Source organism: Dyella sp. GSA-30, from assembly GCF_027924605.1.
Classification (GTDB): Bacteria; Pseudomonadota; Gammaproteobacteria; order Xanthomonadales; family Rhodanobacteraceae; genus GSA-30.
This window is the reverse complement of record NZ_AP027042.1, coordinates 4607337-4623525: the sequence shown is the minus strand read 5'-3', so window position 1 is coordinate 4623525 and position 16189 is coordinate 4607337. Positions and strand designations below refer to the sequence as shown.

Here is a 16189-nt window from a genome sequence, read left to right as displayed (position 1 = left end):
GTACCGTCCGTGTGGCGTGCCATGGCGGCTGTTTCGGCGACAGCTCTCATCCCTTTGGCGGCCCCAAAATCCGGCACAACGACGTCCCCGCAGCCATCAGGCCGCCCGGCGCTTCGTAAATATTCGTCCGCGGAGCGGACCCCCCAAATACACCCGCTACGACAAGCACTTTGTAGGGGAAGGCCTACAAAATGATGTTTCTGTGAAGATTTTAGCAGAGTTCTTCGCACATGCAGCGATTTGGGTCTTAAGTCATGGCCGCCTGAGACGCCGCCATCTCCATGGATCGCAAGAAAAAACGCCGGCACGGAGCCGGCGTTTCGAGGCTACCTGGCGAACCGGTTACTGACCGCGCATGCGGCCGGCGAAGCGGGTACCGCCATTGCCCATGTGCGGCAGCTTGATCTTGCCGATCGCGCTGATGCGCTCTTCGGCGAGGCGGTCGGCGGCCTTGTAGGTCGGCACGTTCTCGGCCTTGGAGATCTCGAAGATGCGGCCCAGGTTGTAGTAGATCGTGCGCATCATGCGCATGGCGCGCTCGCGGTTGTAGCCGTCGATTTCCAGCGACACGTTCATCACGCCACCGGCGTTGACGGCGTAGTCGGGGGCGTACAGCACGCCACGACGGGTCAGCTCGTCGCCGATCGCATCGGTGGCCAGCTGATTGTTGGCCGCGCCGCAGACGATCTTCGCCTTGATGCGGTCGATGGTCTGCTCGTTGAGCGTGCCGCCCAGCGCGCAAGGCGAGTAGACGTCGGCGTCGACGTCATAAATCTCGTCTAGGCCCACCGCTTCGCAGCCCAGCTCGTCGACGCAGCGCTGCACCGCATCCTTGTTGATGTCGGTGACGAACACCTTGGCGCCCTGTTCGCGCAGCAGCTTGATGAACTCGCTGCCCACGTGGCCGGCACCCTGCACGGCGTAGCTGTACTTGCCCACGTCTTCGTTGCCGTGCTTGACCTGCAGCGCAGCCATCAGGCCCTGCAGCGTGCCGAACGCGGTGAACGGCGACGGGTCGCCCGAACCGCCATGCACCTGGTGCACGCCGGTCACGTATTCGGTTTCACGGAACACGTATTCCATGTCGTTGACGTCGATACCGACGTCTTCGGCGGTGATGTAGCGGCCGTTGAGCGAATTGACGAAGCGGCCGAAGGCGCGGAACAGCGCTTCGGACTTGTCCTTCGACGGGTCGCCGATGATCACTGCCTTGCCGCCGCCCAGGTTCAGACCGGCCACGGCGTTCTTGTAGGTCATGCCGCGCGACAGGCGCAGCACGTCGTTGACCGCATCCTGCTCGGTCTTGTACGGCCACATGCGCAGGCCGCCCAGTGCCGGACCCAGCACGGTGTTATGAATCGCGATGATCGCCTTCAAACCGGCGTCCTGGTTGTGGCAGAAGACAACCTCTTCATGCCCGGTCTTGGCGATGGTTTCGAAAATCATTGGAACGCAGACTCCACGTTTTTTCGGTGCCATGGGGATGGCACGCAGGATGGCGGCGGGGGTGGGCTTGGAGCTTCCCCGCCAAGGGGTATGCCTGAAACTCAAAGCCCCGGCCAGGGCCGGGGCGATGAACTCATTTCGACAAGTTTAATACGTCGCCGGGGGAAGTGCTTTCGCGGCGCAGCAAGAGCCAGCGGAGAGCGGCAAACGTGCCTCAGTCAGGCCCCCTCTCCCCTGGCTTTGCCGGGGGAGAGGGCTGGGGTGAGGGGGCGCTCTTAGCCCTCAAACCTCAGCCCGCCACCCAAACACCAGCCCGGAAATGCCACCCGCCATGCCCTTGCTCCCAATGCGGATGCACGTAGTGATACCCCGGTCGCACCACTTCCCAATGTCCCGGCGCCGCCACGTATTCGCGCCCATTCCAGTGCCAATACCCGCGTGCCCACACGTAACCCGGGCGATATGCGGGCTCTACCTCCACAACCCGCTCCGGCGGCGGCTGCGGCGCAATCACTTCCTCCACATATTCCCGCTGCACCGGCTGTTCGACGATGACTTCGCGGCGCGGCGGCGGTGGGCGGTCGTGTACTACGCGTTCTTCAACACAGCCACTGGCGAGCAGCACCAGCGCACCGAGCGCAACATATCGAATGGTCATGCAGAGTTCCCTTTGGAAAGTGGCTGTATTCAAGCGAAAGGCGCTTGCGGCAACTTGACGTTACCGGGCGGATGTTTTTGCGGTAATTACAAGTTCTTACAAAAGCGGGCGCCACCAGACGAGGTGGCACCCGTTAGCCCCTTAACGACCCCAGTAACCGTCACGGAAGCGCCAGCCGTTGCCGTAACGCACCCAGCCGGCGGGACGATAGATATAGCCGCGGCGCACGCGCTCCCAATGACCGCCGATCCACACGTGGCCGACCCGCGGGCCGCGCCATGCCCAATAACCCGGCGCCCATACCCAGCCAGGGCGAGCCACCGGGACGCGTTCGAAACGCGGCGGCGGCGGGGCGACACCCACCTGCACGATGACTTCGCGCGCAGCTGCCGGCGGCACATAGATGGCGCTGCCCAGGGCCAGTCCCAGACCTGCGACTAGAGCAAGCTTGCGAATGAGCGGGTTCATGAAATCTCCTGATTCTTATGTCGACCGCGATGTGCGGTAAGCCAGAGAACGTAGGTTTCTGTCAGCTGTTGACGATATTTCCTGAGTTCGTTCAGCTTGGAGCGAGCGACCTGTCTGATACGTTCATCTGGAAAAGAACGAACGATCGTGCTATTTTCGATTCATGACGACTGCAACCGCCACCGGCAAGCGCGCTACGACCCGCGAAACTATCCTCGAGCACGCCTACGAGCTGGCTCGGAAGGACGGCCTGGAAGGGCTGTCCATCGGCAGCCTGGCCCAGGACGTGGGCATGTCCAAGAGTGGACTCTTTGCCCACTTCGGCTCGCGTGAAGAACTTCAACTTGCCGTGTTGCAATGGGTGGAGACGCGTTTCGTGGGCAGCATTTTGCGTCCGGCGCTGCTGGAGCCACGCGGCTTGCCGCGCCTGCGCGCGATGGTTCTCCACTGGAAGGAATGGGGACACATCCATCAGAGCGGCTGCGTGTTGCTGAGCGCCGTGGGCGAATACGACGGCCGCGAAGGCCTGTTGCGCGAGGCCATCCTTAAGCAGCAGCGCGGCTGGCGCGAGCAGATGCAGCGTGCGATCGGACAGGCCGTGGAACTGAAACAGCTCGACGCCGACACCGAGGCCGAACAGTTCGCTTTCGAAATCTACGCATTGATGCTTGGCCTGCATCACGACGCTGGCTTGTTCGGCTACGAGGAAGCCAGCCAGCGCACGGATGCCGCCTTCAACCGACTGCTTGGCAGTTATCAAACCACCGTGGAGCGCCATCATGGCTAAGGCGAACGCACATGCGCATGCCAGCGCAAAGATGAAGTTCAAGCTCGGCGTCGTACGCGCCGGTTTTGTTGTCGGTGGACGCATAGCGCCCAAGCGCACCGCCAAAAGCGCGGCCCTGCTTTTCGCGACGCCCTTCGCCAGCAGCCGCACGCGTGCGAAAGCGGCAAACGCCGATGCCGAGATGCAGCGCGGCACGCTCGACGTCAAAGGCGAAACCATCGCCACCTACGTCTGGGGCGACCCCGTCAAGCAGCCCTATGTGTTGCTGGTGCATGGCTGGTCAAGCTTCGGCTTGCGCTATTTGCCCTGGATCACACGGCTGCGTGAACTGGGCTATGCCATCGTCAGTTTCGATCAGCCAGGTCATGGCAACAGCGGCGGCAAGCTGTGCACATTGCCCGATTTCATTGAGACCATTCGCGCCGTGGGTAAGCACTACGGGCGCGCCGAACTTGCCATCGGGCATTCGTTGGGCGGCGCGGCGTTGGCGCTGGCGCAAGACGAATGCTGGCATGCCAGGCGGCTGATCCTGATCGCGCCGGCTGCGGACATGACAGATGCGGCCTCGCGCTTCTTTCGTTTTGTGCGCCTGGGTCAACACCTTCTCAACCCCTTCCTTGGTTGGCTTGAGCGTTGCACCGGTGTGCCTGTCGCTGACCTGCAAGTTCACCAGCACCTGGCGAAACTCGGTCAACCCGGCTTGATCGTGCACGATCTGGAAGATGCCGATGTACCGTGGGGCGAGGGCGAGCGTTATGCACGTTATTGGCAAAGCTCGCGTCTACTCACCACCCAAGGTTTGGGCCATCACCGTGTGCTCGATGCGCCGGAAGTGATCAAGGCATCGCTGGCGTTTATTCGCGGTGAAGTGGTCGGTGAGCGCGTGGTCGGTTCGACGAATCTGCCGTTTTGTGTGTAACAGCCAATCTAGAAACACCTTCTCCTACTTCGTCATCCCGGCGCAGGCCGGGATCCATTCCTCAGTCCCCGCTCGTCAGATGACGTGTGGCAAGCATATGCGCTGAGGCATGGATCCCGACCTGCGCCGGGATGACGAAACAGGCGGCTTTTCCAGAGTTACGACCGCCACGTTTTTCTGTTGATCACGGCACTGGCCTATTTCGTTAACGGCGTCTCTACGCCTGGCCCGAATCGCGTTGCTGCTGCACCTCGTCATGCGGCCTAACGGCCCCCAAGCTACAATCGGGGTCGTTCTGTACTCCCCGGATTCCCCGCCCCATGAGCACGACCGCCAAGCACATCCCCGTCTCGGACACGCAGGCGCAAGCCGCGCCGTTGCGTTTCGTTACCGCCGCCAGCCTGTTCGACGGGCACGACGCCGCGATCAATATCATGCGCCGCATCATTCAATCGCAGGGCGCGGAAGTCATTCACCTGGGCCATAACCGCTCGGTCGAAGATGTGGTTCGTGCTGCACTGCAAGAAGACGCCGACGCGATCGCGCTGTCGTCCTACCAGGGTGGTCACGTCGAGTACTTCAAGTACATGGTGGACATGCTCAAGGAGCGTGGCGCGGCCCATATCCGCGTGTTTGGCGGCGGTGGCGGCACCATCACCCCAGAGGAAATCCGCGAACTCCAGGCCTATGGCGTCGAGCGCATCTACCACCCCAATGACGGCATGAAGCTCGGCCTGACCGAGATGATCGAAGACGTCATGCAGCGCACCGGCAACGCTGCCGCCAAGCATGCGCAGGAACAGGCGCCGGCCAAGGTCGACGTCAAGGACGAGATCAGCATCGGCCACATGCTCTCGGCTATCGAAGAAGGTCGCCTGGGCGAGAACGAGCTGGCGCACCTGCGCAAGGAATGGGCGCTGGCCGGCAAGAGCACGCCCGTGCTCGGCATGACCGGTACCGGCGGCGCGGGTAAGTCGTCGGTAGTGGATGAACTGCTGCTGCGCTTCCTGCATGCGTTCCCGGAGATGCGCATCGCTGTACTCGCCGTCGACCCAACCCGTCGCCGTAGCGGCGGTGCCTTGCTCGGCGATCGCATCCGCATGAACTCGCTTCGTAACCATCGCGTCTATATGCGCTCGATGGCCACGCGTCGCCAGCACGCCGCCACCAACGAAGTGCTGCATGACTGCATCAACTTCCTCAAGAGCCAGCCCTACGATCTGGTCATCGTCGAAACCGCCGGCATCGGCCAAAGCGATTCGGAAATCGTCGATCTCGTCGATTTCCCCGTCTATGTGATGACCAGCGACTACGGCGCGGCCAGCCAGCTCGAAAAAATCGACATGCTCGATTTCGCCGAACTGGTCGTGCTCAACAAGTTCGACAAGCGCGGCGCCGAAGACGCGCTGCGCGACGTGCGCAAGCAGTGGAAGCGCAACCGCACCGCCTTCACCCTGAAAGACGAAGACGTGCCGGTGTATCCCACCATCGCCAGCCAGTTCAACGATCCGGGTGTGACCTGGATGTTCTCCAATCTTTGCCGATTGATGCGCGGCAAGCTGTCGCTCGCGGCCGAACGTTGGGAGCCCAAGCTCGACACATCGCTGAAGGAGCCGCGCGCCACCGTGCTGATTCCGGGCGCACGCGTGCGCTATCTCGCCGAGATCGCCGAGCAGGGCCGCGGCATCAACAGCGGCATCGAGCACGAGGCCGAGTACGCCAGCAAGGCGCAGCATTATTACGAATCGCTCAAGGATCTCGGTGACGACAAGCTGCCGAAATCGCTGTCGCGCTACAGCCACGACGATGTCGTCGAAGGCGGCGAGGCCAAGGTCGACCGCACCTTGTTGCTGTTGCGCCAGCGCTACAACGCCGCCGTCAAGGAGCTGAGCAGCGAAGCCATTCACCTCCTGCGCGACTGGCCGGCCCTGTACAAATCCGTCACCGACGAGGTCAACGAATACAAGGTTCGCGACAAGGTGATTCGCGTCGACAACTACCGCGAATCGCTCAGCCACCAGAAGATCCCGAAAGTCTCCCCACCCAAGACCAAGGACTGGGGCGATCAGCTGCGCTTCCTGATGCGCGAAAACCTCCCCGGCCACTACCCGTACACCGGCGGTGTCTACCCGTATCGCCGTACCGGCGAAGATCCCACCCGTATGTTCGCGGGAGAGGGCACGCCCGAGCGCACCAACCGCCGCTTCCATTACCTGAGCCAGGGTGGCGCAGCTACGCGCCTATCCACCGCCTTCGACTCGGTCACGCTGTACGGCGAAGACCCGGCGCCGCGCCCGGACATCTACGGCAAGATCGGCAACTCCGGCGTCAACGTCGCCACGCTCGACGACATGAAGAAGCTGTACTCCGGCTTCGATCTGAGCTCGCCGTCAAGCTCCGTCTCCATGACCATCAACGGCCCCGCGCCGATCATCCTCGCGATGTACATGAACACCGCGATCGATCAGAACGTGGAGAAATACCTCAAGGCCGACCCGCAGCGCTGGGCCGAGGCACAAAAGAAGATCGAAGGCTTCTTCGCCAACGGCAAACGCCCGCAATACTCCGGCGAGCTACCCAAGGGCAACGAAGGCTTAGGGCTGGGCTTGCTCGGCATCACCGGCGACCAGCTCATCGACGCCGACACCTACGCGCGCATCAAAGAAGAAACCCTGCAAACCGTCCGCGGCACCGTGCAGGCCGATATTCTCAAGGAAGACCAGGCACAGAACACCTGCATCTTCTCGACCGAATTCGCGCTGCGCATGATGGGCGATATCCAGCAGTACTTCGTCGATCACAAGGTGCGCAACTTCTACTCGGTATCGATCTCGGGTTATCACATCGCCGAAGCCGGCGCCAACCCGATCAGCCAGCTCGCCTTTACGCTGAGCAACGGCTTCACCATCGTCGAGTACTACCTCGCGCGCGGCATGAATATCGACGACTTCGCGCCCAACCTGTCGTTCTTCTTCTCTAACGGCATGGACCCGGAATACACCGTCATCGGCCGCGTCGCCCGCCGCATCTGGGCCCGCGCCATGCGCGAACGCTATAGCGCCAGCGCGCGCAGCCAGATGATGAAGTACCATATTCAAACGTCGGGCCGTTCGCTGCACGCACAGGAAATCCAGTTCAACGACATCCGCACCACGCTGCAGGCGCTGTACGCACTGTTCGACAACTGCAACAGCCTGCACACCAATGCGTATGACGAGGCGATCACCACGCCGACCGAAGAAAGCGTACGCCGCGCCGTGGCCATCCAGCTCATCATCAACCGCGAGCTGGGCCTCAACTTCAACGAAAACCCCTGGCAGGGCAGCTACGTCGTCGACGCGCTGACCGACCTGGTCGAAGAAGCGGTATACAAGGAGTTCGAAGCGATCAGCGAGCGCGGCGGCGTACTCGGCGCCATGGACACCATGTACCAGCGCGGCAAGATTCAAGAAGAATCGATGTACTACGAGCAGAAGAAGCACGATGGCAGCCTCCCGCTGATCGGCGTCAACACCTTCCTGCCCAAGGACCACGGTGGCGAAATCGCCACCGAGATCGAGTTGATCCGCAGTACCGAAGAAGAAAAGGGCCAGCAGATCGACAACGTCCTGGCCTATGCCAAGAACCGCAATGACCTCGCCCCACAAAGCCTCAAGACACTACAGAACACCGCCCGCGAGCGGAAAAACGTGTTCGAGCAGCTAATGGAGGCGGTGAAGTACAACTCGTTGGGGCAGATTAGTCATGCCCTTTATGATGTGGGTGGGGAGTATCGGCGGAATATGTAAACGGGAAAAGGGCGCTCAGGCGCCCTTTTTACGCACTGGCTATTTAGCTGCACGCCCGATTGAGCATCCTCTCTCGCTAATAAAACGGGGAGAGGTTTTATGGTTTGCGCTTTTTCAATCCTTGATGCTATACGGTGCCGGCTTGGCAACTCATCCTCTTAGCCTGCCAGATGAAAGGACTCGATGCGCCCCACTTTATTTGCGGCTTCAAGCACCTTTGGTTGTTGGATCACGTTCTTCCAATGCTTCTTTATGCCTTGATAGAACGGCGTTAATGGCGTGTCTGCGTAGTTCTGCATTTCGAGGAGTGCATCATTTCGCCATCTGACACTGTGCAAGCGTTCGATCAGCAGGTCGGCAGCGGCGTCTTCATCACCCGTCATCAGCAGTGCATCCTCCCATTCGCCTATAGCCTGATCACGATTGTTACGTAGGTAGGCCATATGTGTAGCGATGGCCTCGTTGTCTTTTTGCTGTATCGCGATCTTCAGTAAAATTCTCTCCTGCTGCATGCGTCCATAAGAACTCGTTCGCCCCGACTTCGCGGGCGAGTCTGCAGTGGTAAGCGCTTCCAAGGCTTCTTTGGGGTGAAGTAGATTTGCATCGAGGTTGGCCAGATCGATGGCCTGGGTGACGGCACCATACTCCGTGCGTTGCGCAGCATTGGCGAGCTGTGCGACGGCTTCATCCCATTGGCCCTGACCCTCCAACGCCTTGCCGCGCTGCCCAAGCATCCAGACGTACTGTTCTTTGAAATCCCTATAGAGGTTAGGTCCCTTGCCCCCGGCTACTTTGGCATTGATATCGTCGGCAATGGCGATGACGCGTGCGTATTGCAACGACCCATTCAGCAGTTCCTGCAGGTGCACCAACGGAGCAAGTTTGTCCGGGTGATCTCTGGAAAACGCCTCCGCCTGCTGGATGGCGTCGTTTGCCACGCGATCGATGTCGAGGGAGTCATCGATCGAGTGAGTGATGATGTCAAAGCGTTTGTCGACGCGCATGGCGATAGTCGAACGTACGGAATGGATACTCCTTGCAACGATACGTGCCTTTGCCATGGCGCCTCTATCGATGAGCAGTCGAGTCAGCTCGAGCCAAAGGCGACTACTGTCCCCGTTCTCGGCAGACCAGTGCGCATCGAATAAGGCTTCGAGGAATGCCAACTCATCGTTGGATGCATCTGCGGAGTCCAATTCATGCTTTATGAGGTAAAGCGTGTTATCTGAAATACCACCTAGCTCATTTGGCCATTGCCGGGCGATTACAGCAATGCATAGGGCAGCATCACGATAGTCGTGAATCCGGTAGGACGCATCCATGCGAGCCAGCCACGCTGGCGGTTTTGATGGGCCGCTCGTCGCCTTTACGAGGAAATTGCGCGCTGTCTTATAATCGCCTTGCTGGTAGTTGATGACAGCACCAAGCAGTATTGCTGCCCGTTGCTCTTTAGAAGATAGCTTGGCAAATGTGGGTGATTGCAGGATTTCTTGTAACAGCGCCATTGAAGCGGTCGAATTGCCGCGTTCTTGCAGTGTGACCGCGTCTTCCAACTTTTCCCGGATGATCGTCATGCTGTCGGTTGCGATCGGCGTAGACGGCTTGGTTACCGATGCCGGCGTGATGCTCGGTAGCGCCATGAGCGCGATGAAAAACCATGCCTTTCGCATGCCCGTCTCCCCCTGGAGTAGATAGCATAGGGTGCGCGATTTTGGGGCAACGGGGAAGAGGGTAAAGCACTACGGGCTATGTGCTCTTATCTTGGGGACTCACCGGCTCCATAGATTCTGGCGTGCAGAAACGGGCCTGAACAAAGTGGCTCGTTAGGCACTGCTGGAAGCTAGTCATAGCTCCTGAAGCGGCTCAAGAGCAAGTTACAGGTGTTCTTGGCGTTATATATGATGGCTACCGGCTCTCCCCTTGACTGCTTGATGGAAAACGACTTCATTTCGTAGCTCGGGCCGCCATCTGCGCCTGGCACGGGCATGCTTCTCGGCTGGCTGCCGATTGCTTTGGAAAGGAGCGCTTCGTCAGGGCAAGAGCCAGGCCTGAAAACAATGGTGAGCGAGGTCAAGAACCTGCCGTGCCCGTCCAGCGTCCATCGAATCACGACCCTTTCGATGCCCATCGATGATTTCCGCGGTATGTAATATCCAAAGAAATCCGGGCGGTCGATGCTTGAATACGGACCTGTCCAGATAATCTTGTCGTGAAGCTCGGGAAGTTTCAGTATGCGGGCCACTGACTCTATGTTGATCTCAGCATCCCTTTGCGCCAGTGTGGTGACGGCAGTTGCGACATCCATTGGGGAGTCATGAGTTACGGAGACTGCATCCGCCGCCTGGACGTATCCGACGGTCGATAGCGAAACTAACCAGGGTGCGATCAGGCGGCGAACTCGCATTGTTCTTTCTTTTCCTTTAGGTGAACAAGTTGCTCATCGACGCCATGAATGTAAGCACTTTTGTGGTCTGATCGGTTGCATCCATCGTCCTTTGCGGATAACCGCGCCGGAGTGCCTGAGCACCACATCGAAACGTTAGGCATCAGATACATAGGAATGGTTATTTGGCCCAGACATTTCCATAGATCTCATACCACGGCACCTGGGGTATCCTGAGCATCCCCAGAAGAATTCATGTGTTTTGCGATTCTCTCGTCGAATCATGGCTAGACCGCATTTGGGGCAGAGCGGCGTGGTGTTGGTCTGACTGGAGAGGATTGGTTGCGTCGGGCTAGGTCCTCTTTGTACCGAGCGCACCATCAAAAGCAGCGCTTCCCCATGAACCAACTCTATCGGCTTACCCGCCGCAAACCGCGCGGCGTCATTGGTATAGCTACCCAGCGCCACAATCTTGACCTCATCGGCCCCATGGTGCGCTAGCAAGCCATACATCTCCCGCACCACGTTGACGGTTACTTGCCGCGTCCGCCACTGCTTGCATTGCACGAGTATCCTCTTGCCCTCCTTTCTGAGGACAAGATCGATTCCGCCATCTTTGCCGCCAAGGCCAGTCTCTTCGACGGAATAACCCTGGCGTCGAAAGGCCTCGCCAATCAATAGCTCGAATTCTTTCCAGTTGAGTGAGCGGATGCTATCCAGCCCGGTCTGCGTTTCGAGCAATAGCCGCCGACGCCGACGACCAAGGTAGGACACTCCCGCGCCGATCCAAGAGGCACCAAGAACTAGCCAGGCGAATGGTGCGTAGATCCCTTCGGATGCAGCCTTCCCCATGGCAGCGAGTACCGGGCCACCTTGAGAACTGAAATACCAGCCAATGCCATAGCGGATCGCCATAAAGGCGACCAAGCCAAAGATAATGCCTACCTGCCAGGGCATCGAGGTAATGGCCTCAATCCCACCCTTATTCCGTTTTCCCATAACTCCCCCTGAGTCTGGTCGGGCGAATATAAGCCTGCCCCCCCTCTTTTGTCACTGACTCGGAATTTAGGCGCCGTGGACCCGTCAGATAATGGGTTAGATTAATGGGGCTGTTACACAGCCGAACTCACAACGACTGGGTATGCAGGGTTGAAGTTGTTAATCGCAAATTTTTGGGGCAAATATGGCAGACGGATCCCTGAACTACGTAGCGTTGGAAAAACGCGTCAGCGAATATGCCCTCAAGACATCTGACACAGACCGCCCCGGTACCCTGGAGCGCTGGTCCTTTCTCGCGGGCTGGATCGTTGCAGGTACTTCTGCTCTTGTCGGAACGCTTATCGGCGGCAAGGTAGGTTTATACATTGTCTGGACCGGCTTGGCCGCAGAACTCATCTGCTTCCTCATCACTATCGTTTGCTTGGTGCGACGCGAATGGCGCACTTTCCATCGCCCGCACGAGCTGTACTCCAAAGAGTTGGAAGAAAACTTCCATGGCTACCGAGAACTCGTGCGTTGGGTGTGCGAACACCCCATCGACGACATTGGTCAGCGCCTGCGATATCTGCGCGACCGTAAGCTCACGTTCGCTTACCGCTTTGGTGTGATCACCGGAGGTATGGAGCGCTACGGATTGCTACCGGTTCTCGTGGTTCTGTATCTACAGTTCAAGGACTGGTCGTTCGGCGACTGGCAGGCGCTGGGCCACGTGCACATCGTAGGAGGCTTGCTGCTCTGGATGCTCGTGATCTTGTATATGGGCGCATGGTCACTGGTTCGGCTGAAGAGCCGCATGGATACCTATGAAGTGCTGCTCGCCGAGGCTTTGTTGAGCAAGGAACAGGAAGCAAAAGGCGCGTAGCACGCGGCTCTGCGCGACACGCAGCAAGGCCAAATTTCAAACCTGTCCTACAGACATTCAACACGCGTTATGCGATGTTCGGCAAGTCGCCCGCGCGTTCGCGATTAGGATGCCGCGGGCGACACTGCGTAAGCAGTAAGCGCGGGCCGCATGGGCGGCAACCCATACGGCCCGCTGACCACAACCAACTTTCGAGGAGTTGATCATGGCTAACGCCGATCATACGGCACGCGCGCGCCCCAAGGTTCACTTCGGGCCACTTTCCCTCTCTCAACAGCACACGCGAGATCAGGCCAGCATGCTGGGCGACGTGACTCGCGGCACGCTTGCCATCGTGCGCGTGCTGGCTCAAGGCGTAGCCGCCCGACGCGCCGCCCAGGTGCAGTCTCCCCATCGGAACTGGCAACTGGACGAGGTCACCGTCGACGGACTGGCCGCCGCGCTGAAGATTCTGAGCGAGCGAGCCGAAGCGCTAAGCCGTCCCGACAGGGAGGGCAAGGACGCCTAGGCAGCCGGGCGCGACGGACCAGTGAGCCGGGCGGGGTGACGCATGTGGCACCTCGCCCTTAGTGTGCGCAGGGTCGAAGGATAGCCGTTGAGACAAGGCGGCTGCTCCGCCATCCTCCACAGCAAAGGCCGCAGTATCCTTTTTCCTGGGGGTGTGTGAATTATGGATTCCAAGCGCGACAGACGAAGCGAAGAGAAAACGCTTCAACAATTGGAGGGTGACGAATGGGAGCCGTGTGTATCCGATTCCGAGATCATCCAACGGTTATTCCAGCTGCGTCAGAAGCCTCTGAACCTTCTTGACGCGACGGATCTCCGGACAGCGATTCACTTTGGGGTGGGTCTGAAGTATGTGATGCCGTTAGCTATGGATTTGCTCTGGAGCGACCCCTGGCTGGACTCTGGCAACTATGCAGGCGACCTGCTGGAGGCTGTGTTACGAGGCAACGCCGAGTTCTATTCCAAGCATCCAGATGGCTATCGCAGGGCTGTTGCTATCGCAGCTGATGCAAAACGCGTCTATGACGCCATGGATATGGAAGGCCAGCAGGCTTCGGGAGTTGATGAGGTATCCATCAGGCGGCTTGGCAAGGCCGTGGCGGAGTTGGAGGCAATTCGCGTCGTTACGTTGCCGGCTCGCTGAGAGCATGAGGCAACAGAGCGCTTTCCTGGTGTCGGTGGCTGGATTCGTCGACAGCTGCTATGTACGTCCGCAGCAAGCTCTCGCTCGACCAGACCGCTTTGTCGATGGAGTTCTCCGCCTTGCGCCGGGAAGTTTCCAGCAGCTCGGTGCAGCGTTTGCTATCACCCTGCAAGGCGGCGATCAACGCTTGGCAGCGAGGCTGCAGCCATGGCAGCGACCAAGCGAGCTTGGCGGGTATGGTGTCTTTTGCCAGTTCGGCACTATCCCCGGTGAGCATGGCCCGTGAGAATGCGAACTCTGTCCGTAGTATTACCAATAGGTCGGAGATCGCCGTTTTTTGCGCGGGAGTCATAGCTTGCTCCTGCGCATCGAACGCAATGCGCCGGGAGTCTACGCTTGCCCAATGGCCACGGTTTTGATCGGCTTTCAATCGGTACCACAGCGCGACAAGCGGCATGGGTGCCGGTTGCCGCTCCAGTAAGGCCACCTCGTCCTCGGGTAGCTGATCTGCCGTTTGGCCTGCAAAGGAGCGCGATATCAATCGCATGTGCACGCGACTTGGTGCATTCTCCTCCAGGCCACGAAGCAATCTAAGAAGGGTCAGGCCATCGGAGGCCATGGCGCCTTGGTAGGGGACCAGATTGACCAGAGCGCTGCCTAGGTTCACGGCGGCGAAGGACAGTGCCAAAGAGGCGGTATGTCGCGGTAACAGCAGCCATCCGCCTATTCCGCACAAGAGGGTCATTACAAGGTTGCCCAAGGGGCCGCCCAAGGTCAGGCTGATCAGTTGTGGGCGTGCCGGTTGCCCGAACAATGGGATAGCCTGCACAAAGCCACCGATATGGCGGTGTGGGATGCGTGATTGACGCATCCGCCAGCCGCGGCGTTGCATATGAAATTCCAGACCCGAAATGTTCATCCGCAACACCGTCATGCCGTAGAGCCGGGCACCTGCCGCGTGTCCCAGTTCGTGTACGACCAGGCTCAGCCAAATAAACAACCATATAAATGGGATGGCAGCTTCTGGGGTGCCTTTATCCATGCAGGCGAGATAAAACGCGATCGCGCCCGCCGCAACCGATAGTGTGACCCGAACGCCTCGTGCAAGTTTATTGATCCGTGGTTTCATGGCGCGCGTAGTTCATTCCTTGATACGGTGTGATGTCATGTGGCAGCCCATCCTTTCAGGACGCCAAATGAAATGACTCGATTCGTCCCACTTCATTCACTGCCTCACGCACCTTCGGGCGCTTGATCACATTCTTCCGATGTTTCTCGACATCTCGATAGAACGGCGAAACCGGCGTGTCGAGGTAGTCCTGCATTTCAACAAGGGCGTCATTGCGCCATTTCGGGTTGTGCAGGCGTTCGATCAACAGATCGGCAGCGGCGTCTTCGTCACCCACCATCAGCAAGGCGTCCTGCCATGTGGCAATGGCTTCGTTGCGGTTATTGCGTAGATAGGTCATGTGTTCGGCAATGCCGGCTTCGTCTTTTTGCTGTACCGCAATCTTCAGCATGACCTTCTCCAACTGCATGCGGCCGAAGGCACTGGGCTCTCCCAGCGTTTTCAGCGCATCCATGGCGTCCTGGGGGCGAAGGAGGTTGGCGTCGAGGTTGGCGAGGTTCAGCACCTGGCTGACGTTGACGTGGCCGTCCTCGGAGAGCTGGGCCGCGCTGGCGAGTTGGGTGGCGGCTTCGTCCCAGCGCCCCAGACCTTCCAGCGCTGCGCTGCGCCGATTGAGCATCCAGGTATAGAAACCGTCGTAATCGGAATACAGTTCCGGACCTTTGTCGCCGGCGACTTTGGCCGCAGTGTCGTCAGTGATGGCGATGACACGCTGGTATTGCAGTTTGTCATTCAACAGATCTTGCAGGTGTACCAGCGGGGCCAGCTTGTCGGGATGTTGCTTGGAAACCATTTCAGCCTGTTGGATTTCCGCCGCCGCCATGCGGTCGATGTCGAAAGCATCCTTGTTCGCCTGAACTACCACATCGAAACGTTTATCGATGCGCATCGCTACGGCCATGCGCGCCGAATGGATGCTCTTGGCCACGATGGTCGCCTTGGCGATGGCGCCCTTTTCGATAAGCAGGCGCGTCAACTCGAACCAATAAGTGTCGCCGTATCCGTTCTGGTCGGACCAGTGTGCATCGAATAAGGCTTCGAGCAGCACGAGTTCCTCATTGGAGGCATCGGCGATATCGAGTTCGTGCTTTATGGCATAAAGCATGTGATCTTCTATGCCGCCAAGCTCGTTTGGCCATTGTCTGGCTATCGTCGCAACGCAACGGGCGGCATCGCGATAGTCCCGCATCCGGAACGCGGCATCCAGGCGAACCTGCCACGCAGGCAGCATCGGCAACGGGATATCGGTGGCCTTGACCAGAAATTCGTGGGCGGCCTTGTAATCACCGCGGTCATAGTCGATGGCGCCGCTAAGAAACAGGGCGGCCTGCTGTTCGTTTGGAGGCAGCTTGGCGAATGCAGGTGACTGCAGGGCTTCCTGCAATAGCGCCATGGAGGCAACCGAGTCACCGCTTTGTTCCAGCTTGACCGCTTCGGCCAGCTTGCCGTGGATGGCCGCCATGCTGTCGGTTGCGACCGGAGCCGATGGTTTGGATACCGACGCCAGCGCCAAGCCCGGCAGGGCCATGAGCGCGATGAAAAGCCATGTCTTGCGCATGTCCGTCTCCCCCTGGAGTACAGCAGTTAGGGTGCATGGTTT

At 59.2% G+C, this 16189-nt stretch carries 14 protein-coding genes; 6 read left to right on the top strand and 8 right to left on the bottom strand.

What is annotated here, in order from left to right; genetic code table 11:
* Nucleotides 1–342 precede the first annotated feature (342 nt).
* The 3 genes from QMG46_RS19695 to QMG46_RS19685 all read right to left on the bottom strand — a co-directional run bounded on the left by QMG46_RS19695 (nt 343) and on the right by QMG46_RS19685 (nt 2572).
* A complete protein-coding gene (locus QMG46_RS19695; RefSeq protein ID WP_281849571.1) occupies nt 343–1446 on the bottom strand; it encodes a Glu/Leu/Phe/Val dehydrogenase dimerization domain-containing protein in 1104 nt (367 codons plus the stop codon).
* A gap of 289 nt (nt 1447–1735) precedes the next feature.
* Nucleotides 1736–2104, bottom strand: a complete 369-nt coding sequence (locus QMG46_RS19690; RefSeq protein ID WP_281849570.1) for a YXWGXW repeat-containing protein — start codon at nt 2102–2104, stop codon at nt 1736–1738.
* A gap of 141 nt (nt 2105–2245) precedes the next feature.
* The gene (locus QMG46_RS19685) at nt 2246–2572 is read right to left on the bottom strand and encodes a hypothetical protein (RefSeq protein ID WP_281849569.1); all 327 of its coding nucleotides are present in this window, start codon (nt 2570–2572) and stop codon (nt 2246–2248) included.
* 163 nt (nt 2573–2735) lie between these two features.
* Between QMG46_RS19685 and QMG46_RS19680 the strand changes: the two genes are divergently transcribed.
* From QMG46_RS19680 to QMG46_RS19670, 3 genes are all read left to right on the top strand, one after another.
* Nucleotides 2736–3359, top strand: a complete 624-nt coding sequence (locus QMG46_RS19680) for a TetR/AcrR family transcriptional regulator (RefSeq protein WP_281849568.1) — start codon at nt 2736–2738, stop codon at nt 3357–3359.
* The gene (locus QMG46_RS19675; RefSeq protein ID WP_281849567.1) at nt 3352–4278 is read left to right on the top strand and encodes an alpha/beta hydrolase; all 927 of its coding nucleotides are present in this window, start codon (nt 3352–3354) and stop codon (nt 4276–4278) included. The genes QMG46_RS19680 and QMG46_RS19675 overlap by 8 nt, the downstream gene beginning before the upstream one ends.
* A gap of 320 nt (nt 4279–4598) precedes the next feature.
* Nucleotides 4599–8066, top strand: coding sequence for a methylmalonyl-CoA mutase family protein (locus tag QMG46_RS19670; RefSeq protein WP_281849566.1), 3468 nt, complete (start codon nt 4599–4601; stop codon nt 8064–8066).
* 158 nt (nt 8067–8224) lie between these two features.
* Here the strand turns inward: QMG46_RS19670 and QMG46_RS19665 are convergent, their stop codons facing one another.
* From QMG46_RS19665 to QMG46_RS19655, 3 genes are all read right to left on the bottom strand, one after another.
* Nucleotides 8225–9736 (bottom strand): hypothetical protein, encoded by a 1512-nt coding sequence (locus tag QMG46_RS19665; protein ID WP_281849565.1) that lies wholly within the window; start codon nt 9734–9736, stop codon nt 8225–8227.
* A gap of 170 nt (nt 9737–9906) precedes the next feature.
* A complete protein-coding gene (locus tag QMG46_RS19660; RefSeq protein WP_281849564.1) occupies nt 9907–10371 on the bottom strand; it encodes a hypothetical protein in 465 nt (154 codons plus the stop codon).
* Nucleotides 10372–10605: 234 nt separating this feature from the next.
* A complete protein-coding gene (locus QMG46_RS19655; protein ID WP_281849563.1) occupies nt 10606–11448 on the bottom strand; it encodes a restriction endonuclease in 843 nt (280 codons plus the stop codon).
* Nucleotides 11449–11632: 184 nt separating this feature from the next.
* Between QMG46_RS19655 and QMG46_RS19650 the strand changes: the two genes are divergently transcribed.
* From QMG46_RS19650 to QMG46_RS19640, 3 genes are all read left to right on the top strand, one after another.
* A complete protein-coding gene (locus tag QMG46_RS19650; RefSeq protein ID WP_281849562.1) occupies nt 11633–12310 on the top strand; it encodes a hypothetical protein in 678 nt (225 codons plus the stop codon).
* Between the two features lie 205 nt (nt 12311–12515).
* Nucleotides 12516–12818 carry a hypothetical protein gene (locus QMG46_RS19645; RefSeq protein WP_281849561.1) on the top strand — a complete coding sequence of 101 codons (303 nt, stop codon included), beginning with the start codon at nt 12516–12518 and terminating at the stop codon, nt 12816–12818.
* Between the two features lie 162 nt (nt 12819–12980).
* Nucleotides 12981–13460 (top strand): contact-dependent growth inhibition system immunity protein, encoded by a 480-nt coding sequence (locus QMG46_RS19640; protein ID WP_281849559.1) that lies wholly within the window; start codon nt 12981–12983, stop codon nt 13458–13460.
* Here the strand turns inward: QMG46_RS19640 and QMG46_RS19635 are convergent.
* Both QMG46_RS19635 and QMG46_RS19630 read right to left on the bottom strand, forming a co-directional pair.
* Nucleotides 13441–14589, bottom strand: coding sequence for a M50 family metallopeptidase (locus tag QMG46_RS19635; RefSeq protein WP_281849557.1), 1149 nt, complete (start codon nt 14587–14589; stop codon nt 13441–13443). The two genes, QMG46_RS19640 and QMG46_RS19635, sit on opposite strands and share 20 nt — an antisense overlap.
* Nucleotides 14590–14644: 55 nt before the next feature.
* Nucleotides 14645–16147, bottom strand: a complete 1503-nt coding sequence (locus tag QMG46_RS19630) for a hypothetical protein (protein WP_281849556.1) — start codon at nt 16145–16147, stop codon at nt 14645–14647.
* Nucleotides 16148–16189 lie beyond the last annotated feature (42 nt).